Origin of the sequence: Pseudomonas sp. CCOS 191 (genome assembly GCF_001007005.1) — a bacterium.
GTDB classification, from domain to species: Bacteria; Pseudomonadota; Gammaproteobacteria; order Pseudomonadales; family Pseudomonadaceae; genus Aquipseudomonas; species Aquipseudomonas soli.
Genome location: NZ_LN847264.1, coordinates 3,882,545 through 3,903,607 on the forward strand (window position 1 = coordinate 3,882,545; position 21,063 = coordinate 3,903,607).

14 protein-coding genes and 1 pseudogene are annotated in these 21,063 nt (G+C 66.4%); 8 read left to right on the forward strand and 7 right to left on the reverse strand.

Annotation, left to right across the window (positions count from 1 at the left end; translation table 11 throughout):
- Positions 1-55: 55 nt before the first annotated feature.
- The 6 genes and pseudogenes from CCOS191_RS17195 (at position 56) to glsB (ending at position 5,951) form a co-directional block, all read left to right on the forward strand.
- A complete protein-coding gene (locus tag CCOS191_RS17195) occupies positions 56-1,291 on the forward strand; it encodes a Zn-dependent hydrolase (RefSeq protein WP_156177639.1) in 1,236 nt (411 codons plus the stop codon).
- A 34-nt stretch (positions 1,292-1,325) separates the two neighbouring features.
- Positions 1,326-2,531: a diaminopropionate ammonia-lyase gene (locus tag CCOS191_RS17200; protein ID WP_046856255.1), complete on the forward strand. Its 1,206-nt coding sequence runs from the start codon at positions 1,326-1,328 to the stop codon at positions 2,529-2,531.
- 84 nt (positions 2,532-2,615) lie between these two features.
- Positions 2,616-3,785 carry a MerR family transcriptional regulator gene (locus tag CCOS191_RS17205; RefSeq protein WP_046856256.1) on the forward strand — a complete coding sequence of 390 codons (1,170 nt, stop codon included), beginning with the start codon at positions 2,616-2,618 and terminating at the stop codon, positions 3,783-3,785.
- Positions 3,786-3,810: 25 nt separating this feature from the next.
- Positions 3,811-4,368: pseudogene (locus tag CCOS191_RS28465) on the forward strand (HD domain-containing protein); the annotation flags it as partial.
- Between the two features lie 9 nt (positions 4,369-4,377).
- Positions 4,378-4,884, forward strand: coding sequence for a GNAT family N-acetyltransferase (locus tag CCOS191_RS28470; RefSeq protein WP_231867517.1), 507 nt, complete (start codon positions 4,378-4,380; stop codon positions 4,882-4,884).
- A 149-nt stretch (positions 4,885-5,033) separates the two neighbouring features.
- The gene (gene glsB / locus CCOS191_RS17215) at positions 5,034-5,951 is read left to right on the forward strand and encodes a glutaminase B (protein WP_046856257.1); all 918 of its coding nucleotides are present in this window, start codon (positions 5,034-5,036) and stop codon (positions 5,949-5,951) included.
- A 10-nt stretch (positions 5,952-5,961) separates the two neighbouring features.
- Here the strand turns inward: glsB and CCOS191_RS17220 are convergent, their stop codons facing one another.
- Positions 5,962-6,993, reverse strand: coding sequence for an AraC family transcriptional regulator (locus tag CCOS191_RS17220; RefSeq protein ID WP_046856258.1), 1,032 nt, complete (start codon positions 6,991-6,993; stop codon positions 5,962-5,964).
- Positions 6,994-7,225: 232 nt separating this feature from the next.
- On the opposite strand from CCOS191_RS17220, the gene CCOS191_RS17225 reads away from it, so the two are divergent.
- On the forward strand, positions 7,226-8,173 hold the full coding sequence (locus CCOS191_RS17225) for a SphA family protein (protein ID WP_046856259.1): 948 nt from the start codon (positions 7,226-7,228) through the stop codon (positions 8,171-8,173).
- 335 nt (positions 8,174-8,508) lie between these two features.
- Here the strand turns inward: CCOS191_RS17225 and CCOS191_RS17230 are convergent, their stop codons facing one another.
- The 6 genes from CCOS191_RS17230 to CCOS191_RS17255 form a co-directional block, all read right to left on the reverse strand.
- Positions 8,509-9,786, reverse strand: a complete 1,278-nt coding sequence (locus CCOS191_RS17230) for a DSD1 family PLP-dependent enzyme (RefSeq protein WP_046856260.1) — start codon at positions 9,784-9,786, stop codon at positions 8,509-8,511.
- Positions 9,787-9,795: 9 nt separating this feature from the next.
- Complete coding sequence (locus CCOS191_RS17235) at positions 9,796-11,127, reverse strand: D-arabinono-1,4-lactone oxidase (protein WP_172670927.1); 1,332 nt, start codon at positions 11,125-11,127, stop codon at positions 9,796-9,798.
- Positions 11,128-11,208: 81 nt separating this feature from the next.
- A complete protein-coding gene (locus CCOS191_RS17240; RefSeq protein WP_046856262.1) occupies positions 11,209-11,565 on the reverse strand; it encodes a c-type cytochrome in 357 nt (118 codons plus the stop codon).
- 552 nt (positions 11,566-12,117) lie between these two features.
- Positions 12,118-16,353 carry a hemagglutinin repeat-containing protein gene (locus CCOS191_RS17245; protein WP_046856263.1) on the reverse strand — a complete coding sequence of 1,412 codons (4,236 nt, stop codon included), beginning with the start codon at positions 16,351-16,353 and terminating at the stop codon, positions 12,118-12,120.
- Positions 16,354-16,391: 38 nt separating this feature from the next.
- Positions 16,392-18,101, reverse strand: coding sequence for a ShlB/FhaC/HecB family hemolysin secretion/activation protein (locus CCOS191_RS17250; RefSeq protein WP_046856264.1), 1,710 nt, complete (start codon positions 18,099-18,101; stop codon positions 16,392-16,394).
- 598 nt (positions 18,102-18,699) lie between these two features.
- Positions 18,700-19,275: a hypothetical protein gene (locus CCOS191_RS17255; RefSeq protein WP_046856265.1), complete on the reverse strand. Its 576-nt coding sequence runs from the start codon at positions 19,273-19,275 to the stop codon at positions 18,700-18,702.
- Between the two features lie 259 nt (positions 19,276-19,534).
- Between CCOS191_RS17255 and proP the strand changes: the two genes are divergently transcribed.
- Positions 19,535-21,037, forward strand: coding sequence for a glycine betaine/L-proline transporter ProP (gene proP / locus CCOS191_RS17260; protein ID WP_023631310.1), 1,503 nt, complete (start codon positions 19,535-19,537; stop codon positions 21,035-21,037).
- Positions 21,038-21,063 lie beyond the last annotated feature (26 nt).

Here is a 21,063-nt window from a genome sequence, read left to right on the forward strand (position 1 = left end):
CCACAAGCAAATATCATTTCACCCACACCGCATGAATGAGGCCCTGGAGAAGCGCATGAGCAAACTGCACCTGAACGGCCCGAAACTGCTGGAACAGATCCGTGCACTGGGCGAGATCGGCGCCGATGCGCAAAACGGAGGCCGCACGCGTATCGCCCTCACCGACGCCGACAAGGCCGGCCGCGACCAACTGGTTGCGTGGATGCGCGAGCTCGAACTGGAAGTCGCTATTGATCGCATCGGCAATATCTTCGGCACGCTACGCGCGCCCGGCGATGCCGCACCGCTGATGATCGGTTCGCATATCGACAGCGTCACCAATGCCGGCGCCCTGGACGGCTGCTACGGCGTACTGGCCGGGCTGGCGGTACAGCGGGCCTACCGCGAGGCCGGCGTGACGCCCGCACGCTCGATTACCGTGGCGGCCTTCAGCAACGAGGAAGGTGTGCGCTACCAGCCGGACATGATGGGCTCGCTGGTGCATGCCAGCGGGCTCGCGCTGCAGACAGCGCTGGACACCCTCGGCACCGATGGCACACGCCTGGGTGACGAGCTGCAACGCATCGGCTACGCCGGCAACATGGAGCCTGGCGCCATCATGCCCCACGAGTACCTCGAGCTGCATATCGAACAGGGGCCGCTACTGGAAGCCGAGCAAACGCAGATCGGGGTGGTCGAGAACCTGCAAGGGATCTCCTGGCAGCAGGTGACGGTAACAGGCAACGCCAACCACGCCGGCACCACCCCGACCCGCTTGCGCCACGACGCAGGCTTCGTCGCCTGCGCCGCGGTCACCGAGCTGCGGCGCCTGGCCCGGGATAGCGGCACGACACTGGCCACCACCGGCTGCATGCGTTTCGAACCCGACGTGATCAACGTGATCCCACGCCGCGCCACCTTTACTGTCGACCTGCGCGACCCGGACGAACAGCGCCTGCAACAGGCCGAGGCGCACCTGGCGCGGATACTCCGGGCGCTTGCCGAAGCCGAAGGGGTCACCCTCGAAACCGAGCAGTTGGTGCGTTTCCAGCCGGTGACATTCGACGCCGCGCTGGCCAAAGCCATCGAGGCCAGCGCCCGGCGCCTGGGCCTGAGCCATCGGCGCATGACCTCCGGCGCCGGGCACGACGCGCAGATGATCGCGCGCATCGCCCCGGCGGCGATGATCTTCGTGCCCAGCCAGGGCGGTATCAGCCACAACCCCCGCGAGCATACCGACGACGCCCAGTTGCTCGACGGCGCGCGGGTGTTGCTGGACGTGGTCACCACACGGCTGAACCCCACACGCTGATCCCGCCCTGTTGCTCTGCCTATTGGAGAATCACATGCTTTTCGCCAACCCCAACGCCACCCGCACGCCCTACCCTCGTGCCCTGCAAGCCCTGATGAACATCGGCCAGGCAAACGAGAGCCGCCAATGGCTGGCGCACTGGCCGCAACTGCGTGCCACCGGCACGCCACTCTACGACCTGCCTGACCTGGCCGCCGAACTGGGTGTCGGCCAGGTGCGGGTCAAGGACGAATCGGTGCGCTCACCCCTGGGCAGTTTCAAGGCATTGGGGGCGCCCATCGCCCTGGTGCGCCTGATCCTGCGCACCTTCCCCGGGCAAGGCTTGACCGCCGCCGACCTGTTCGCCGGCCGGCACGCCAGCCAGCTGGCCGGTTTCAGCGTGGTCAGCGCCACCGATGGCAACCATGGCCGCGCCCTGGCCGCCGCCGCGCAGAGCGTGGGGTGTCGCTGCGTCATCGTCCTGCACGCCCACGTCAGCGTGGAGCGCGAACAGGCCATTGCCGCCTACGGCGCGCAGATCGTACGGGTCGAGGGCAACTACGACGCCTCGGTGGCGCACGCCGCGGCCTTGGCTCAGGCCCACGGCTGGCAGGTGGTTTCAGACACGTCCTACGATGGCTACGAACAGATCCCCGGCGATGTGATGCAGGGTTACGGAACCCTCGTCGCCGAACTGGTCGAGGCCAGTGGACAAGATCCGGCCTTCACCCATGTGTTCCTGCAAGGAGGCGTGGGTGGCTTGGCGGCGGGCATCGTCAGCTACCTGTGGGAGCTGATGGGCGAGCAGCGCCCGACTTTCATCGTGGTCGAACCAGAGCAGGCCGACTGCCTGCTGCAAAGCGCCATGGCCGGCCAGCCCCGTGCCGCCAGCGGCTCGGTGGACTCGTTGATGGCCGGGCTGGCCTGCGGGGAAACCTCACCGCTGGCATGGCGGTTCCTGCAGCCGAGTGTCGACTTCTTCATGACCCTGGATGACAGCGATGCCATCGCGGCGATGCGCCGCCTGGCGCAAGGCAGTGCTCGGGATATTCCGTTGCTGGCGGGTGAGTCGGCGGTTGCCGGGTTGGCAGGGTTGGCGCGGTTGATGGCGGTGCCTGCGCTGGCGGCCCAGGTAGGCCTCGGGCGCGATTCGAGGGTATTGCTGATCAGCACCGAAGGGGCCACCGCGCCAGCCCTGTATACCGAGTTGGTGGGGGAAACGCCGGCATCGGTGCTGGCCAGGCAACGGGCGTGGCGCTGAATCAGGATACCCTCTGTGGAAATTCGCTTTACCTGTCTATAACTTCAGGGTTCATCATCGCCCCATTGCATGAGGGGAAGACAGGTGTATCGCATTTCCGAACTGGCGGCGAAGGTGGGACTCAGCCGCTCCACGCTGCTCTACTACGAAAAACTCGGGCTGGTCACCTCACGGCGCCAGGCCAATGGTTATCGCCTCTACCATGAGCAGGACCTGCAGCAGTTGCGCCTGTTGCAACAGCTGCAGGCCGGCGGCCTGAGCCTGAAGGAATGCCAGGCGTGTCTGGAGGCGCGACTCGACCGGCCGGCCCTGCTCGAACGTCTGCGCAGCCTCGACGAGGAGATCGCCGCCCGGCAGCGCTCGCGTGAACTGCTCGCGGCCATGCTTGGGTTGTCGTCCATGCGCCCCTGGCACCAGGCCCTCGAGCAGCAGGCGCCCGGCGCCCACCTGGCGTGGCTGCGCAGGCAAGGTTTCAGTGAAAAACAGGCCCTGCGCCTGAAATGGCTTTCGCGCGACATGAACCAGCACGAACACTACATGGCCGACTTCGAACGCATTGTCGAAGGCCTGAAGCACCTTGGGCCAGGCTCGGCGCAGGATTCGCTGAAAGCGTTGCGCGCCCTGCCCCGCCCGCCCGCGACATTGCTGGACATCGGCTGCGGCCGTGGCGCCACCAGCGTGCTGTTGGCCGAACACAGTGCGGCGCAGATCACCGCGCTGGACAACGACGAACACAGCCTCGGCTGCCTGCGGGAAACCCTGGCCGCCAGAAGCCTGCAGGAGCGCGTCACGCCGCTGTGCGCAAGCATGACCCATCTGCCATTCGCCCCCCAGCGCTTCGACACGATCTGGGCCGAGGGCTGCGCCTACATCATGGGCTTCGACAACGCCCTGGCGTACTGGCGCACCTTCATCGAGCCCCAGGGTTGCCTGGTGGTCAGCGACCTGGTGCGAGTGGCCGACAGGCTAGCGCCAACGGCCGAGGCCTTCTGGCAAGCCGCCTACCCGGACCTGCAAAGCGTCGACACCCGCCTGGCCGCCATCACCCGCCAAGGCTATCGCTGCCTGCTGCACTTCCCTCTGAGCGCGCAGGCCTGGACCAACTATCTGGAGCCGCTGCGCGAACGCGTGGCCGCCCTGGCAAACGACACGTTCGCCTCCCAGGCCCTGGCCGACATCCGGCGCGAACTCGAGATCCATCAAAACCACCTGGGCGAGTACGGGTATCATCTGTTCATCATGCAGACACGCTGAACCCGCCCCAGGACATGGAGTCACCATGAACATCGAAAAACTGCAGAACCGCCTGGACTTCCTGCGCCAGGCCGAACAACTCAAGAGCGTGCTGCGCAGCGCCCATACCTCCAGCGGCCGTGCCGAAAGCACCGCCGAGCACACCTGGCGGCTGTGCCTGATGGCCATCACCTTCGCCGACGAACTGGGCGACCTCGACCTGCTCAAGGTCCTGAAGATGTGCCTGGTCCACGACCTCGGCGAGGCCATCAGCGGCGACGTGCCCGCCGTCAGCAAGCAGGGTTTCCCCGACAAGAGCCAGCAGGAGCGCGACGACCTGCTGCAACTGATGGCGAGCCTGGATGCGCCCCTGCGCGAGGAGATCATGGGGCTGTGGGAAGACTACGAAGCCGCGACGTCCGCCGAAGCCCAGGCGGTCAAGGCCCTCGACAAGCTGGAAACCCTGCTGCAGCACAACCAGGGCCGCAACCCACCGGGCTTCGACTACGCCTTCAACCTCAACTACGGCAAACGCTACACCGCCGCCACACCGCTGTTCGAGGCCCTGCGCGGCCTGATCGACGCCGACACGCGCAGGCACCTGGACAATGGCATTGCCCTGCGCGACGAACGCCCTGAAGACATCGACGCCATCGGCCAACTGACCGAAGCCGCCTTCGCCGACGCCGAGCACAGCAGCCACACCGAGCAGTTCATCGTCACGGCGCTGCGTCGGGCGGGGCAGCTCACTGTCTCGCTGGTGGCCGTGGAAGCCGGCGCTGTCGTCGGCCATGTGGCGATTTCCCCGGTCACCCTGGCGTCGGGCGCCAGCGGCTGGTTCGGCCTCGGGCCGGTGTCGGTGTCGCCGGCGCGCCAGGGGCAAGGCATCGGCTCGGCGCTGATCAATGCCGCGCTGGCCCGGCTGCATGGGCTGGGCGGCCAGGGCTGCGTGGTGCTGGGCGACCCGCGCTACTATGCCCGCTTCGGCTTCAAGGCCCAGCCGGGCCTGACCTTGCCGGGGGTGCCTGCCGAGTACTTCCAGGCCCTGGCCTTCAGCGGTGATGTGCCGCAGGGCAGTGTGCAGTACGCCACGGCGTTCGAGGCAACCTCCAACGCGTAAAGCGCGGTCGCTGCAGGCGCGGGGCAAGCCTGCGCCTGCAGGTTACGCATCATCACAAGAGTCGACGCGGGCAGATGTGCTCCGCAGCCAGCGACCATCGTCTACCTGAACGGTTTCGACCGCGTCTTTCCTCCGCACCAGGTTTTCCGATGCAAGCACTCCTGCAAGAGATCCTCGACCACGTCCGCCCCCGGCTCGTCCAGGGCCAGGTGGCGCAGTACATTCCCGCCCTCGCCCAGGTCGACCCCAACCAGCTGGGCATCGCCGTGCAGAGCCTGGACGGCCAGCTGCACTGCGCCGGGGACGCGCGCACGCCGTTCTCGATCCAGAGCATCTCCAAGGTGTTCAGCCTGGTGCAGGCGATCAATCACAGCGGCGAGGACATTTGGTCGCGGCTGGGCTACGAGCCTTCGGGGCAGGCGTTCAACTCGCTGGTGCAGCTGGAGGTGGAAAAGGGCCGGCCGCGCAACCCGTTCATCAATGCCGGGGCGCTGGTGATCTGCGACATCAACCAGTCGCGCTATGCCACACCTACCCTGTCGATGCGCGATTTCGTCCGCCGCCTGGCGGCCAACCCGCGTATCGTCAGCGACACGGTGGTGGCCGAGTCGGAGTACCAGCACCGCGCGCGCAATGCGGCCATGGCCTACCTGATGCAGGCCTTCGGCAACTTCCACAATGATGTCGACGCAGTGCTGCGCAGCTACTTCCACCACTGCGCGCTGTCGATGAGCTGCGCCGACGTGGCCCGTGGCTTCGCCTTCCTGGCCAACAGCGGCTACTGCCCGCACAGCGGTGAACAAGTGCTCAGCCCACGTCAGGCGCAGCAGGTGAACGCGATCATGGCCACCAGCGGGCTGTATGACGAGGCCGGCAATTTCGCCTACCGGGTCGGCCTGCCGGGCAAGAGCGGCGTGGGCGGCGGCATCGTCGCGGTGGTGCCGGGGCGCTACAGCATCTGCGTGTGGTCGCCGGCGCTGAACGCCTCGGGCAACTCGCTGGCGGGGTTGCGGGTTCTGGAGCTGTTGAGCGAACGGATTACCGGGTCAGTGTTTTCGGCGGTCTGAGCGAAGTCGTCTAAGGAGGGCTTTCGCGCCAGGCCGTCGGGCTCAGCCCTGTCCAGCGCTTGAACGCCCGGCGAAAACCGCGCACATCGCTGTAGCCCAGCGTCTCGGCGATGCGCTCGATGGCCATCCGCGGGTTGCCCAGCAGGCTCATCGCCCGCGCCTGGCGCACCTGCTCCTGCAAGCCGTCAAAGGTCATGCCGTGCTCGTTCAGATGCCGGCGCAGGGTGCGACTGCTCATGTTCAGGTCAGCAGCGACGCTATCGATACGGCAGCCCTGGGGCAAGTCGCGGGCGATGGCGCGCTCCACGGTCTGCAGCAGGCTGGCCTTGTGCTGCAGCGGCGCGCATTCCATCTCCAGCAGCGTGAGTGCCTGGCGCAAGGCTACGGGCTGATGACCTGGCAAGGGCTGGTCCAGCCAGTGGCTGGCGATCACCATGCGGTTGTGCAGGCAACCGAACGCCACCTCAGGGCCCAACAGGCAAGCGTAGGCCTCCAGGTAGGCCGGCGCGGCATGGGTGAACTCGAAGCGCAGCGGCGCGAAGCCGGTGCCGATCAGCGCCCGGCTGTAGACCATCAGGCTGGCGAAGAACTCTTCCACCGCGAACACCTGGATATCGGCATAGGGCAACCGGCATTCGACCTCGACGAAGGTCTCCCGCTCGCCCTCATGCAGGCTGTATACCGCGATGCCGCCGCTGGTGTGCTGGTAGCGCGCGCCCACCTCGAAGGCATCGCGCAGGGTCCGGCACAACGACAGCACATGCCCCAGCAGGCCCAAGGTACCCAGCACATTGCGATGCCCGACCCATAGTCCCAGCCCCTGCCCGGGCAGGGCCTCCAGGGTGCGGCGGATCAGCGTCACCGCCTGACGGCAGGCGATGCGCTGGGCCGGGTCCTGCAGCTCGCCGGGGGTGAAGCCCAGGCCGCGACACAGCCGCTCGCCGTCAAGGCCACGGTCGCTGGCGAGCTGGATCAGCGTCTGCAGCATGAAAGGCGAGGCCAGCGCCTGGTCCAGCTGCGGGTCGAGGGGGGTATGGGGCATGGCGACGACTCCCGAACCGAGACGCCTGGATTCTTGTTGTCGGGGCTGCGCTCGGCGCCGTCATCATATCGCGCAGTGGAAGGCCCTGGCGGCGAGAGTAACAAAATATTGCAGGGTGTCCGGCAAAGCCCCCCTGCCTGGCCGGTACGGCCCTGCATCCCCGGGCGGCCAGCGCTTATTTGTATAGGGCGGCCGACGCCGCTCGCCCACAACAACAAGAACGAGCCCGACCATGACCCCGACCCGCCGCCCCTGGCTGCCCCCGGCAGCCGCCTGCATGCTCAGCGCCAGCCTCGCACTCCCGGCCCACGCCACCGAGAACGGTGTCGATAACATCGGCCCCGGCACCGACGGTTTCTTCGTCCTGCCGCTGAACGTCGACCAACTGCCGGAGCACATGTTCGCCTTCAACCTGTACTACAACCACTACCAGGCGCGGAAGCTGGATATCAGTTCGCTCGGTGGCAAGGTCCCGCAGGTGAAGATCACCTCCGACGCGATCATCCCGCGGCTGGACTATCTCAGCCCGCTGCGCGTGTTCGGCGGTCGGCTCGGCGGCTACGTGGCGCAGCCCTACATGCGCCAGCAAGTGGCGATGTTCGGCCAGCGCAGCCGCCACGAAAGCCAGGGCGACGTTACGGTCGCACCAATCATCCTCTGGGACCTCGGCCCACGCCTGACCCTGGGCGCGGCACTGGAGATCACCCTGCCCACCGGGGATTACGAAGCCACGCGCCTGGCCAACACCAGCAACAACTTCTACACCTACAAGCCTCTGTTGTCGGCGACCTGGCTGCCCAGCGAACGCAGCGAGCTGTCGGTCAAGGCTACCTACAGCTTCAATGAAGAGAATCACGACACCGACTACCGCTCGGGCCAGCTGTTCCATTTCGACTATTCAGCCAGCTACCGGGTGACCGACAACCTGCGCCTGGGGGTCAATGGCTACTACGTGAAGCAGACCACCGACGACAAGCAGTTCGGCCGAACCGTGAGTTTCATGGGCGAGGATGTCGATGACGGTGTGCGTGGCCAGGTGTTCGCCATCGGCCCGGCGCTGCATTACACCTTCCTCGAGTACGCCAGCATCGAGGCGCGCTGGGCCAAGGAGTTCGCGGTGCGGAACAGGCCGGAGGGCGAGATGCTGTGGGTCAAGCTGAGCTTGCCGTTCAGTTTGTGATGCTCCTGCTAGGTGCAAGGCGATAGTCTTGCAGTGCTCTCGAGATCGAGCGCCGCCCGCGCGGCGCATCGCGGATGAATCCGCTCCTACATCTGTTGCAACGTGGCCATGCCTGATAGGCCATGGTTGTTAGCCTTGTGTGTTCGACGCGATTTTTCGGTGGGCATTGTTGCCGCCCCACCTGTCTCAAGCCTTGCACCAAGGCTGGCAACCATGGCCTGACAGGTTCGGTACGTTGCAACGAATGTAGGAGCGGATTCATCCGCGATGCGCCGCGCGGGCGGCGCTCGATCTCAAAGGCGCTGCAACGCTTATGTCGAACCCCCTGAAAGGGCTCACGCATATACCGGCCATCTCTCTACGATCCGCCCCTCGCGCACCGCCAGCAGGTCGCCGAACTGCAGCAGGATCGCCTCGGACTGGGTCGGTCGCAGGAACACCTGGTCGTCGACCTGCAGCCCGACCGCGGCCGAGCCATTGAGCATTTCCTGGTTGGAGCTGCGCCCGTACAGGCCGTTGAAACGCAGGCCCCGGGGCGACTCCGGCTCGGCCAGCCAGTTGCCGCCGTAGATGAAGAAGGTCTCGCGCTGATTCGGGTCCCACCAGGCGAACAACGCCGACTTGCCGTCCAGCGCCGGGATCTGCACCGCCCCCGTGCGCTTGATCACCGGCGTGGCGATGTAAGCCGCAGGCATGTGGTCCTGCAGCGACGGCAGGTCATAGTGGCTGGGCTTGAGCAATGCCGAGCCCACCGACACCTCGCTGCTGGTGCGCTCGTGCTCGTGCATGCGATAGCTCGGGCTGCCGGCAGTGTTGAGCGTCAGGTCCGTGCGCCACAGCCCGGGATAGCGGCTACGGGCATGCTCGACGAAACCGTCATACGCGCCCATGACCTTGGCGAACAGCGCCTCGGGTGAACCCAGGATGCCCGGCACACCCATGCCGACAAAGGGGTCGTAGCCCATGAAGCCGGCGAAGGCCAGGTGCCGGGGGTTGGCGGCGATGATGGCGAGCATCCGCTCCAGCTCCGCCACATCCTTTACCCCGCCACGGTGCAGGCCGACATCCAGCTCGATATTGATCCGCAGCCGTGTGCCCAGCCCCTGGGCCAGCGCCAGGTACTGTTGCAGGCGCTCGGGGGTGTCGAGCAGCCATTGCAGCTGCCTGGCCGGATCGAAAGCGCCGCGGTGCGCTTCGTAGAACAACTGCGCCGAACGCACCGGCAACGGTTTGCCGAGCAGGATGTCGGCCTCGGCAAAGCGCACGGCGTCATGGTTGAGGAACGGCTGGTGGAAGGACATCAAACGGCTAGTGCCTGCGCGCCGTGCGATGTAGTCGAGCAACTGCGGCGAAGGCAGCGACTTTTCCACCAGGCGCAGGTGCTTGCCGGCGCGGCGCACCGACTGGGTCACCACGTCGATGTTGTGGTCCAGGCGGTCGAGGTCGATCAGCATCACCGGGCGCATCGGCCCGTGCTCGCGCAGTTCGCGCTGCAGCCTGGCGAAATAGTCGCTGTGCGGCGCGCCCTGTGCGCCGGGGCGCAGCCAGGCGCCGGCGGCGGCCAGCAGCACGCCGGCACCGGCGGCGCCAACCAGGAATCTGCGTCTGTTCATCTACACCTCCTAGTGGGCTACGCCCAGGATCGAGGCCAGGTGGGCATTGAGGAACTTGCCGGTCGGGTCCAGCGCCTGGCGCACCTCGGTAAAGTCCTTCCAGCGCGGATACAACGGTTGCAGGGTGCGCGCATTGAGGGTGTGCAGCTTGCCCCAGTGCGGGCGCCCGGCGTACTTCCAGAAGATCGGCTCGATGGCGGCGAAGAAGTTGTGGTGGTCCATGCTGTAGTGCTGGTGCACCGAGATCGAGCAGCTGTCGCGCCCTTCGAACATGCTCAGCGGGATATCGTCGGCCTTGACGTAGCGGTACTCGATGGGGAACCAGGTGCGCAGGTCGCGCTCGCGGATCAGCGCGAGGATCTCCCGCAGGCAGGCCGGCCCCTGCTCGGCGGGCACCGAGTACTCCATCTCGTTGAAACGCACGTTGCGCACATTGGCGAAGATCGCGTACGAGTCATCGACCCGTTCGTCGAAGCTGGCGACATGCCGCAGGCTGTTGAGCAACGCCCGCCGCGCGGCGGGAAAGTCACTGCCGTACTTGTCGAGCTTCTCGATCAGGCTGACGAACTCATTGCCGCCTTCACTCGCCGGGTCCCGGGCGGCGGTCGGTCCATCCTCGGTTTCGTTGAGGGCGATGGACAGCGCGTAGTCGGAGTGGGTGATCACCAGCATTTCCCAGTGCTGGTTTTCGCGCGTGTTCTTTTCCACCTCCTCCAGCAATTCGTCGGTACGGGCGATCCACTGCCGCTCGCGCAAGCGGAAGGCCTCGCGGTTCTGCAGGCGGATCCGCGTGGCCACGCCCAATGCGCCGAGGGACACCCGCGCCGCAGCGAACACTTCAGGGTGCCGGCGGCTGTCGCAGTCGAGCACTTCACCGCTGGCCGTGACCAGTTGTAGACCGCTGACCCGTGAAGAATACGAACCGAAGCCGACGCCGGTACCATGGGTCGAGGTGGCGATCGCGCCAGCCAGGGTCTGGTAATCAATGTCGGCCATGTTCGGCAGCGCCTGGCCCACCGCCTTGAGCGCCGCGCCCATCAACGCCATCGGCGTGCCGGCGGCGAATTCGGCCTGCAGCGTGGCGGGGTCGTGATCGAGCAAGCCGCTGAAGTGACCGAGCGACACCAGGGTGCCATCGGTTGGCACCAGGGCGCTGAAGGAATGCGCCGAGCCGACCGGGCGCACTTTGCCGGTGGCCTGGCCGATGACCTGGACCAGCTCGTCCAGGCTCTGCGGCGCCAGCCGCGCCTCGGGCAAGCAGCTCTGCGCGCCGGACCAGTTGCGCCAGGGAATCAGCCGTGGCGCGCGCAACAGCTGCGCCAGCGCCGGGTTGCCGGACAGCGCCAGCAAGGCGCAGGCCGCGCCCGCCTGTTGCAGCCAGCGGCGTCGAGAGAGGTGGATCGCCATGGGGATACCTTGCGTTCAGTGGAGGGGCTGGCCGGCCATGTAGCCGATCAGGGCCAGGAACTGTGCCTCGGAGCACTGCATGCACAGGCCCATGGGCGGCATGCCCTGGTAGCCGTTGATGCTGTGGTCGAGCAGGCGGTCGGTACCCTGGGCAAGACGTGGCGCCCAGGCCGCCGTGTCGCCGGCCAGGGGGGCACCGGAAGCCGGGTTGGCGTGGCAGGTCTTGCAGGTGCTGGCATAGAGCGCGGCCAACGCCGGGTCGGCGGGGGCGGCCTGGGTGGCGGCGGGTTCGCTGTCGTCCCGGCAACCGCCGAGCAGCAGGGCCAGGGTGGTCAGGGCTGCTGCGCGCAGCAGCGGTGGAAAAAGCGGCATGGTGCTCCCCTCTTCTACCGTGCTTGGGCACGGCGTTTTCTTGTGGTGGGTAGGGGCAACAGTAAGGCGGGAACAGGCTGGCGGTTCAGGGCATTGGCGGCCAGCGAGGGGGGTGGGATCGGACAATCCTGCAAGGCCCCTTCAGCGCAGGCCTTTGAAGATCCTCGGACGTGGTAGGGATCACATCAGGGTTGCCAGGTGCTCGTCGCAACCCTTGCGGCGCCTAGCAGACCGAGCGCCGCCCGCGCGGCGCATCGCGGATGAATCCGCTCCTACATTCGTTGCAACGTACCGAACCTGTCAGGCCATGGCTGCCAGCCTTGGCGCAAGGCTTGAGACAGGTGGGGCGGCAACAATGCCCACCGAAAAATCGCGTCAAGCACACAAGGCTAACAACCATGGCCCATCAGGCATGGCCACGTTGCAACAAATGTAGGAGCAGATTCATCCGCGATGCGCCGCGCGGGCGGCGCTCGATCTCACAGGCGCGGCAACTCTAACGTCGAACACCTTGAAAAGCCTTGCCCCGCGATAGACCGCAGGGCGGCCCCGTCAGCCCTTGTTGATCAGGCCGTCAAGCTGACCTTCGACCGTCACCGGCCCGACCTTCAGCTTGCCGTCATCCAGCGACACGCTGGGCAGGCCGGCTTCAGGCAGCTTGGGCAGGTCGAGGGTGGCCTTGACCTGGTAACCGAGCGGTTTCACCTCGGCCCCGACCGTGTTCCCGCCCTGCTCCACGCCCTTGACCTGCAGCCCCAGCTCGCGCTGCGCCGCGATCTGCGACGTTTCCTGGACCCCGGCCTTGCGCAGGAACTCGCCCTGCGCGTTGAACGACGGCGTGTAGCCGAAGGCGGGCTTGGCTTCGCCCTCCTTGGCCTCGCCCGGTTTGCCGACCAGGCCGGCGCCCAGGTCGAGACGCACCGAGGTGGTGGTGTCCTGACGTTCCTGGATGCTGAGCCCGCCGTCGAGCTTGCCGCCGATGTGCTGGCCTTCGACACGGGCGCCGCTCAGTTGCGCCGCGCCCATGCTGTTCAACGCCACCGTGTCGGCGGCGATCCGGCTGTTCTGCTGGGTGGTGCCCTGCAGATGATCCACATGCACCTTGCCGCCGAGGTCGAAGTCATGGGACGCAGTGGCCTGCTTGTCGGCGTCGGCCGGGGTATTGCGGCTCAGGTTGCCGCCGGCCTTCAGCTCGACGCCCCAGTTGTTGCGGCTCTGGGTGGACTGCGCCGACTCCAGCGCCAGGCCACCCTCGTCTGCGCCGACGTTGATGCCCCTAGCTGCGACCTGCGTGCCCTGCAGATGCACCGACTGGCCGGCCAGGTCCACATTGGCGTGGCTGTTCAACTGGCCGCCGCTCAGGGTCTGCGAGCGTTCGTTGGTCTGGCCCATATTGAAGTTGCCGCCCAGCTTGCCGCTCAGGTCGCGGCCCTGCTCACCGGTGGCTGCCTTGCCGCCGAGATTGAGGCCGCCGCCCAGGTGGCTGCCGCTGACGGTCCGGGTGTCGCTGGCGGCCTGCAGGTCGAGAGCGCCACCGGCCTTGAGTTCGACCGGGCCCGCCGCGTCGATGCGCGTACCTTGCAAGGTCTGGTCGCCACCGCTGCCCAACCGCACCGGGCCGCTGCCGCTGATGCTCGCCACCTGGGCCTTGCTGTCGGCACTGTGTTCGCCGGCATGGTCGAGTTGCAACCCTGCGCCCAGGTCGACCTTGTCCCCCACCGGCAAGGTGCCCACGGTCAGCGAAGCACTGCCACCGAGGCTGCTGGTGTCGCGACGCTCATGGTTGCTGGCCTGCTCCAGGGCCAGCTTGCCGCCAGTGTTGACGGCCACCGCGCCCTGGCCACCGTCGAGGCGGCTGCCTTCGAAGCGGGCATCGCCGCCGACCTGGATGTTCAGGCCCTGATTGCCAGTGAAGGTGCCGACCACGGCAGTGGAACGGTCTTCGGCCAGGCTCTTGCTCCCCCCCGAACCACTGGCGGTTACATTCAGGTCCTCGCCGGTCTTGGTGTAGACCCGGGCGGATACATCGGCATTCACCTGCTGCTCGCTGCGGCTGTGGGTATTGCTGGCCGCGTCGGCCTGCAACGTGCCGGCCTTGACGTTCAGCGCGCCGCCGTTGGCGTTGTACTGGGTGCCCTGGTCCTTCAGCGCACCGGCCACATCCAGCTGGACGCCCTGGCCGTTGAACTGGCTGACCACCGCGGTGCCGGTCTGCTCGCCCTGCTGCTGGCTGGCATGGCCCACGGCCAGGTCGACGCCCAGGTTCGGCGTGCCAAGCTTGCCCAGGGCGTCGGTCAGCGAGGTCTTGCCCGCAAGCACGTCCTTGACATCGCCCAGCGGCAACTTGCCGTCGAGCGCGTCCTTCACCGACACCTTGCCGTCCACCACATCCTTGACCACCCCGGCGATCGGCCGGGCGATGTCCTTGTACTCGACATTGACACCGACATCCGCCGTCCAGTTGCTCTGCTGGTGGCTGCTGCTGGTGGTGTCGCGAGCCGCGCGGTTGTCCACCTGGTTGGCGCTGACGCTCAGGGTGCCGGCGCTGTTGACCTGCGCGCCTTCGCTGGCCAGGGTGTCGGCCTTGATGGTCAAGCTGCCGGCGCTGTCGATGCCGGTGGTCTTGGCAGTGCTGCTGTTCGAGGTGTCCTGCTGGGTGCCATGGGCGAAGTCGACCCCGGCGCCGGCACGGTCGAGGCCGGCGGTGAGGTAGACGCCACCCCCGGTGTGGCTGCTGTCGCGGGACTCGCTGCGGCTGTCCTGCTCGGCCAGCAACGACACCTGCTTGCCGGCCAGGGTGGTGTCGCCTGCGGTGGACTTCACCGCTGCGCCCTTGATGGTCAAGTCAGCGCCGGCGGTCAGCTGAACCTCGCTGCCGCTGAGGCTGGAACCCTGCTGGCTGACCTGGCTGCCAGTGGCGCTCTGGCGATCGCTCGCATAGCCGACGCCGGCGCGATACTGCCCCGAGCCCGGCGCGGTCTCCTTGGCCGAGGCCACGAAACCACGGCTGCTGCTGGCGCTGCCGTGCTCGCGGGTGTCCTGGGCCGAGGCGACCTTCAGGTCGCCCGCCGCGTCGGCGTTCAACGCGCCGGTGGCCTTGACCGTGGAGCCGACCACCTCGATGCTTTCGGCGCTGTTCAGGCCGACACTGCCACCGGCCACCAGCTCGCTGCGCACGGCGGTGCTTTCCCGGCTGTTCTGCTTGGCTTCGTTGTGGCTGACGCCGAAGAACTTGCTCTGCTGGTTCTGGCTGTCGCGCTGGTCGGTGCGCGAGGCGTTGCTGATCTGCACCTGCTTGCCGGCGATGCGGATGTCCTGGCCGCTGGTCAGCTGGGCACCTTCGGCCAGCACCGAAGCCTTGGCCCGCAGTTCGATATCGCCGCCCTTGAGCTGGCTGGTGACGCTGCGCTGGGTTTCGCTGCGGTTGTCCCAGTCGGCCTTCCAGAAGCCCTTGGTGTGCTTGCCCTGGTCGCTGTTGACCTGGCGTTCGGTGGCAGCGGTCAGGCGCAGGTCGCCACCGCTGTTCAGGCTCAGTTGACCCGGAGCCTCGATGCTGGCGGCATTGGCGGTGAGATCATGGCCGGCATTCGCCCGAGCATCACGCTGGGCCACGACCTGCACCCCATGCTCGCGGGTATCGCTGTCGATCTGGGTGCGCTGGTAGGTTTCCCAATCGATGCCCAGTGCACCGCTGCGCCAGTTCTCGCGTTTTTCCTGGAGCTTGCGGCTTTGCACGGTGCTCAGGGTGAGGTTGCGCCCGGCATCGAGTTTGACGTCGCGCCCGGCCACGTCGGCGGCGGCCAGGGTCAGGTCCTGGGCACCACGCAGTTGCACATCGCCCTGGCTGCTGCGCACGCCCGCGCGGGTCGCTTGCAGCGAGTCGGCCACGGCGGCGCCGCTGATGTTCAAATCACCCGCCGAGTCGATGCGCACGCCGTCGCGGCCTTCGATCTGCCCCGGCCCGACCCGCACCCCGGCACCCTGCGCGGTGCTGACGATATTGATGCGCCCGGCCTGCATCGCGCCGAACAGGCTGGCGTCGATACGCTGCTCGCCGCTGGCCGCGCCGCCGTCGAGCACCTTGACCTGGCCGCTGGCGTAATCCACCTGGTTGCGGCCCACGGTGAGGTTGAGCTGGTCCTGGGCATCCAGGCGGCCCTGGCTGTCGATGCGCGGGGCGATCAGGTTGACCGAACCGCCGTCGTTGCGCAGGCCGGCGCCCTGCACCTGCAACTGGCCGCTGGCGTCCTGGGTGCCCAGGGCCTTGAGCCGGCCCGCTTCCAGTTCGGGGCGGCCCACCACCAGGCTGGCGTTGGGCGCGTTGATGAAGCTGGCGCCATTGACCGAGATGCCGTTGGGGTTGGCCAGCACGTAGTCGGCGGCACGGCCGAAGATTTCCTGGGCGCCATTGATGGCGGAGGCATTGCGGCTGACCACTTCATTGAGGATCACGCTCGCCGCCTGGCCCTGGAACTGCGGGTTGGCCGCCAGCTCGCCGGCCAGCTGCGAGTGCCCGGCCTGCAGGGCGTTGTTCAGTACCAGGCCCTGGCGGTCGACGTTGTAGTCGAGGAACTGGTTATGCGACAGGCCCGCGCCGTTGGGGGCAACGATATTGACGATGGGCACGCCGCCCTGAGTCTGCAGTTGCGCCGTGCCCCCAGGCCCGGGGGCGACCACCACGCCGCCGGCCAGCGCCTGGGGCAGGCTGGTGGCCAGCAGCAGGCTGGCGATCGCCCAGCGCAGCTTGCCTTGCGGGGACAAATTGAAGGTAAAGGGGGTCTTGGGCATAGGTCACTCTCCATGTAGGTACTGCTGAATCGGTGCGCTCAAATCTGCACGGCGGCCCGCAACAGCCAGACTTCGGGCTCGCGCTGGTAACCGCGGGGCGTGTTGAGGCTGCGCTGGTAGTCGATGTCCAGCTGCAGCGCCTTCCAGCCCAGGTTCACGCCCAGGCTCGCGCCGCTCAGGCGCTGGCTGGCGGCGCCGTGGTCGGCCTTGATCCAGCCGTGGTCCAGGCCCAGCCGAGGGGTGATGCTCAACGGCCCCTGAGCCCGCAGCGGCAGGCGCAGGGTGTTGCGCCATACCGCCCCACTGGCGCCGGACAGGCTGCTGATGCGGTAGCCGCGCACGGCCGAATCGTCGGTGCCGAGCAACTGTTCGATGGCCGGCAGCGGGTCGGGGCTGTACTGCAGGTTGAGCTGGCTCTGCCACTGCCAGGCCTGGCCCAGCAGCTGGCCATTACGCCACTGGCTGAGGCCGGCGCGGTACTTGTGGAACTGCGCCATGGGCAGGTCGGGCACCGGGCGATCGGCGTCATCGTCGGCACCGAACCAATGCAGCCCCTGGGCATAGTTGAGGTCCAGGTTCCACACCGCGTGGTCGAGCCAGAACAGGTTGAGCCCGGCCTCGGCCACGGTCAGCGTCGGGCTCTGCACGTCCAGGCGGACCTTGGCGAACTCGCTGTCGACATCCTTGTGCGCCAGTTGCAGGATGGCGCTCAGTTGATGGCGCTGGTCGCGCCACAGCACGCGCTCGCCGCGCAGGCTGAGCTGGTCGGTGATGCCGCGGCTATGCAGGGTCAGCGTGCTGAGCTTGACCGGCGAGCGGTACTCGGCATGGCTGGCGAACAGGCTGAAGGTCCAGTAGCCATAGGGGATCGCGTAGTACAGGCTGGCGTTGCGGCTGTAACGGTCGCCCTGGTTGAGGGTATCGCTGGCCGACAGGCTGAGCAGGTCGTTGAGTGCCAGCGGGTTATCCAGGCCCAGGCTGAGCACGCGACGGTCACGCCCGGTGCTGGCGCTGCCAAGGTTGTCCAGGCCCAGGCCCACGGCCACCCGTGGCTGGCCGGCGCTGCGCGGGCGCAGGATGATCCGCGAGGCGCCCGGCTGGCTGCCGGGGGCGATGTCGGCGGTCAGGTCGACCGAGCGCAGGCGGTTGAGCTGGTCCAGGCCCTGCTCCAGGTCACGCAGGTTCAGCGGCTCGCCGAGCATGCCGGGGAAGGCCCCGGCCAGCGACACCGGCAGGTGCTGGTCGGCCAGTTCGATGGCCTCCAGGTAGCCCTCGTCCACCAGGATGTCCAGCGACTGCCCGGCTGCCGGGGCGCTGCTCAGGTAGGGCCGGCTGGCGATATAGCCCTTTTCCAGGTACAGCGCGGTGATACTCGCCAGCAGCTGGTTGATCTGCCCCACGCCCATGCACGCCGCCACCAGCGGATCGATGCGCGCATCGAGGGTGGCACGGTCGATCAGGGTAACGCCGCCCACCCGCACCCCGGCCAGCGGCCAGCAGTGCGTGTCCGGGGCCGCGGCCTGGGGGACCTGCGCGGAAGTATCGGGCCCGGTGAACGCACCGCGCTGCAGTTGACGGCGGCGTTGTTCCAGTTGCAGTTGCTGCAGGTCCTGTTGTTGCTGTTGCTGTTGGCGCAACACTTCCTGGCCGGGCGTAAATGTCTCGGCATGCAGGTTGCCGGCGCACAGGCAAGCCAGTGCGACAGACAGCATTAATTGACGACGATCAACAGCAGACAGGTACGGCATACAACACCCATTCGCAGGCAAAGGCACAGCGAGAATCGCAGTACTTGGAACTTCCCAGCACGGTCACCGAGGGTTATCGGCACACGCGCAATAACTTTAGAAAGTTGAGCGTTGTTTGTTGAAACGCTCACGGAAAAGTTAACGACTGCTAATTACCACATGGCGCCGGGCATGACCGCATGGTCACTTGATAGCCCGTGGTAAAGCGGGTATGGGGTGGAGGGATCGAATTGTCCAACAATCGAACTTGATGACTGTCTGGCCCCACGGTACTTGTAGACACGAGCAGGAGACACCGGACTTTAGTCGTAAGGGAGGATAGCTGGTCAACTTTCTGCTTTATCGGCAGATTGAGCGGGAGATAAGTGGGTTGAAAATTGCGCAAAAGTTGCGCCATATAATCAAGAGTGATTGGCTCTGGAACGTATATTTTTCCAGGTGTTCGACGAGCTTAGTGCAGCGCCTGCGAGATCGAGCGCCGCACAGGCGGCGCATCACCACACAAGGCCCCACATCTATTTCGGGCCAATCAATACTGTGCCATTACCTGGGCCGCCTTGTGGGTACGACGCGGTTTCAGCGTGGGCGTCACTGGCAATCAACCGTCCATGCTCTTGGTCAACGCTTCGCTACCCTTGGGCGGGTAGACCACCTCCTGGGTATCGAGGTCGCGAATCTCGGAGGTAATGGTGATGGTCATCGTCTCTCGCCCGGGTGGGCCATTGATGGCATCAACCGTGTCAAAGTCGACGATGTAGCGCTTGCCTGCACGAAACTCGACGTCACGCGCGGTGAAACCGCATTTACCGCCACCGGTTCCCAGCGCATTCATCGAGGCCCAGCACCAACTCAGCGAGTGCTTGCCCGGCTTCAGCCGCAGCGCCTGCTTGCCTGCAATATCGAGGATCGACCGGCGCCCGGCCCCTTCGAGCAATTGGTCATCGACATGGGTGGCCAGCAGTAGCCGATGGAACGGCACGCCCAAGGCTCGGTAACGGACAGTGGCGAAGTACACGACCGGTGCGTCGGCCTGGTTACCGGACAGATCATGGGGCGTCACCGTTTCCGGCGCCCAGTCGCCCTGGTATTCCTTGTAGTGGTAGTTGGAGCAGGCGCCGAGCAGGCCGGCAAGTGACAGGGCGACAACCGATTTGAGGCAGGACGACAGACGCATGGTTCTTCCTTGATGAATGCAGGCGCAAGGATAGCGGCTGCGCACCCTGAAAATCAAAATGCCATCACAGGTGCAGAAGCCGTCGCGACGATCACCTTGAAAGGCCTGACGGTAAAGGCGGTTTTGTCCCGCGCCAGGGCCATCCGTGCCGCACACAAATGATCTAGCAGGGAATTATTTAGCGCACCGTTGTATCTGACCCTAGGTACAAGGCCGGCCAAACCATGGCCATGCCCCAAGCCTTCAAGGACAACGGCCCATGAAATCACGCAGAAAACCCGTCAAGCCCATCGGTTTGAAGGACATCACCATCGTCGACGACGCCAAGATGCGCAAGGCCATCACCGCCGCCGCCCTGGGCAACGCGATGGAATGGTTCGACTTTGGCGTCTACGGCTTCGTCGCCTATGCCCTGGGCAAGGTGTTCTTCCCCAACGCCAGCCCCGGCGTGCAGATGATCGCGGCGCTGGCCACCTTCTCCGTGCCCTTCCTGATCCGCCCGCTGGGCGGGCTGTTCTTCGGCGCCCTGGGCGACCGCTACGGGCGCCAGAAAGTGCTGGCGGCGACCATCGTGATCATGTCCCTGAGCACCTTCGCCATCGGCCTGATCCCCTCCTACGCGAGCATCGGCATCTGGGCGCCGATCCTGCTGTTGCTGGCGAAGATGGCCCAGGGCTTCTCGGTGGGCGGTGAATACACCGGTGCCTCGATCTTCGTCGCCGAATACGCCCCGGACCGCAAGCGCGGCTTCCTCGGCAGCTGGCTGGACTTCGGCTCGATCGCCGGCTTTGTCCTCGGCGCCGGCGTGGTGGTGTTGATCTCGACGCTCCTCGGCGAGGAACAGTTCCTCGAATGGGGCTGGCGCCTGCCGTTCTTCCTGGCCCTGCCGCTGGGCCTGATCGGCCTGTACCTGCGCCACGCGCTGGAAGAAACCCCGGCCTTCCAGCAACACGTCGAAAAACTCGAGCAAGGTGACCGCGAAGGCCTGGCCAGCGGCCCGAAAGTGTCGTTCAAAGAGGTGGCGACCCAGCACTGGCGCAGCCTGCTGACCTGCATCGGCGTGGTGATCGCCACCAACGTCACCTACTACATGCTGCTCACCTACATGCCCAGCTACCTCTCGCACAACCTGCACTACAGCGAAGACCACGGCGTGCTGATCATCATCGCGATCATGGTCGGCATGCTCTTCGTGCAGCCGATCATCGGCCTGCTCAGCGACAAGTGGGGGCGCAAGCCATTCATCATCATCGGCAGCGTCGGGCTGTTCGCCCTGGCGATCCCGGCGTTCATGCTGATCACCAGCGGCAAGCTGGCGGTGATCTTCGCCGGCCTGTTGATCCTCGCCGTGCTGCTGAACTTCTTCATCGGCGTGATGGCCTCGACCCTGCCGGCGATGTTCCCCACCCACATCCGCTACAGCGCCCTGGCCAGCGCCTTCAACATCTCGGTGCTGATCGCCGGCCTGACCCCGACCCTCGCCGCCTGGCTGGTGGAAACCACCGACAACCTGTACATGCCGGCCTACTACCTGATGGTGATCGCCGTGATCGGCCTGCTCACCGGCCTGACCATGAAGGAGACCGCCAACCGTCCGTTGCGCGGCGCCGCCCCGGCCGCCTCGGATATCGACGAAGCCCGCGAACTGCTGCAGGAGCACCACGACAATATCGAACAGAAGATCGAGGACATCGACGCGCAGATCGCCGAGCTGGAGGCCAAGCGCAAGACCCTGGCCCAGCAGCACCCGCGCATCGATTGAGGGGGCTTGCGCATTCCGCCGGATTG

Coding starts and splice junctions, on each gene's coding strand:
- CCOS191_RS17195 (WP_156177639.1), top strand. CDS start 56: ATGAGCAAACTGCACCTGAACGGCCCGAAACTGCTGGAACAGATCCGT.
- CCOS191_RS17200 (WP_046856255.1), top strand. CDS start 1,326: ATGCTTTTCGCCAACCCCAACGCCACCCGCACGCCCTACCCTCGTGCC.
- glsB (WP_046856257.1), top strand. CDS start 5,034: ATGCAAGCACTCCTGCAAGAGATCCTCGACCACGTCCGCCCCCGGCTC.
- CCOS191_RS17220 (WP_046856258.1), bottom strand. CDS start 6,993: ATGCCCCATACCCCCCTCGACCCGCAGCTGGACCAGGCGCTGGCCTCG.
- CCOS191_RS17225 (WP_046856259.1), top strand. CDS start 7,226: ATGACCCCGACCCGCCGCCCCTGGCTGCCCCCGGCAGCCGCCTGCATG.
- CCOS191_RS17230 (WP_046856260.1), bottom strand. CDS start 9,786: ATGAACAGACGCAGATTCCTGGTTGGCGCCGCCGGTGCCGGCGTGCTG.
- CCOS191_RS17240 (WP_046856262.1), bottom strand. CDS start 11,565: ATGCCGCTTTTTCCACCGCTGCTGCGCGCAGCAGCCCTGACCACCCTG.
- CCOS191_RS17245 (WP_046856263.1), bottom strand. CDS start 16,353: ATGCCCAAGACCCCCTTTACCTTCAATTTGTCCCCGCAAGGCAAGCTG.
- CCOS191_RS17250 (WP_046856264.1), bottom strand. CDS start 18,101: ATGCCGTACCTGTCTGCTGTTGATCGTCGTCAATTAATGCTGTCTGTC.
- CCOS191_RS17255 (WP_046856265.1), bottom strand. CDS start 19,275: ATGCGTCTGTCGTCCTGCCTCAAATCGGTTGTCGCCCTGTCACTTGCC.
- proP (WP_023631310.1), top strand. CDS start 19,535: ATGAAATCACGCAGAAAACCCGTCAAGCCCATCGGTTTGAAGGACATC.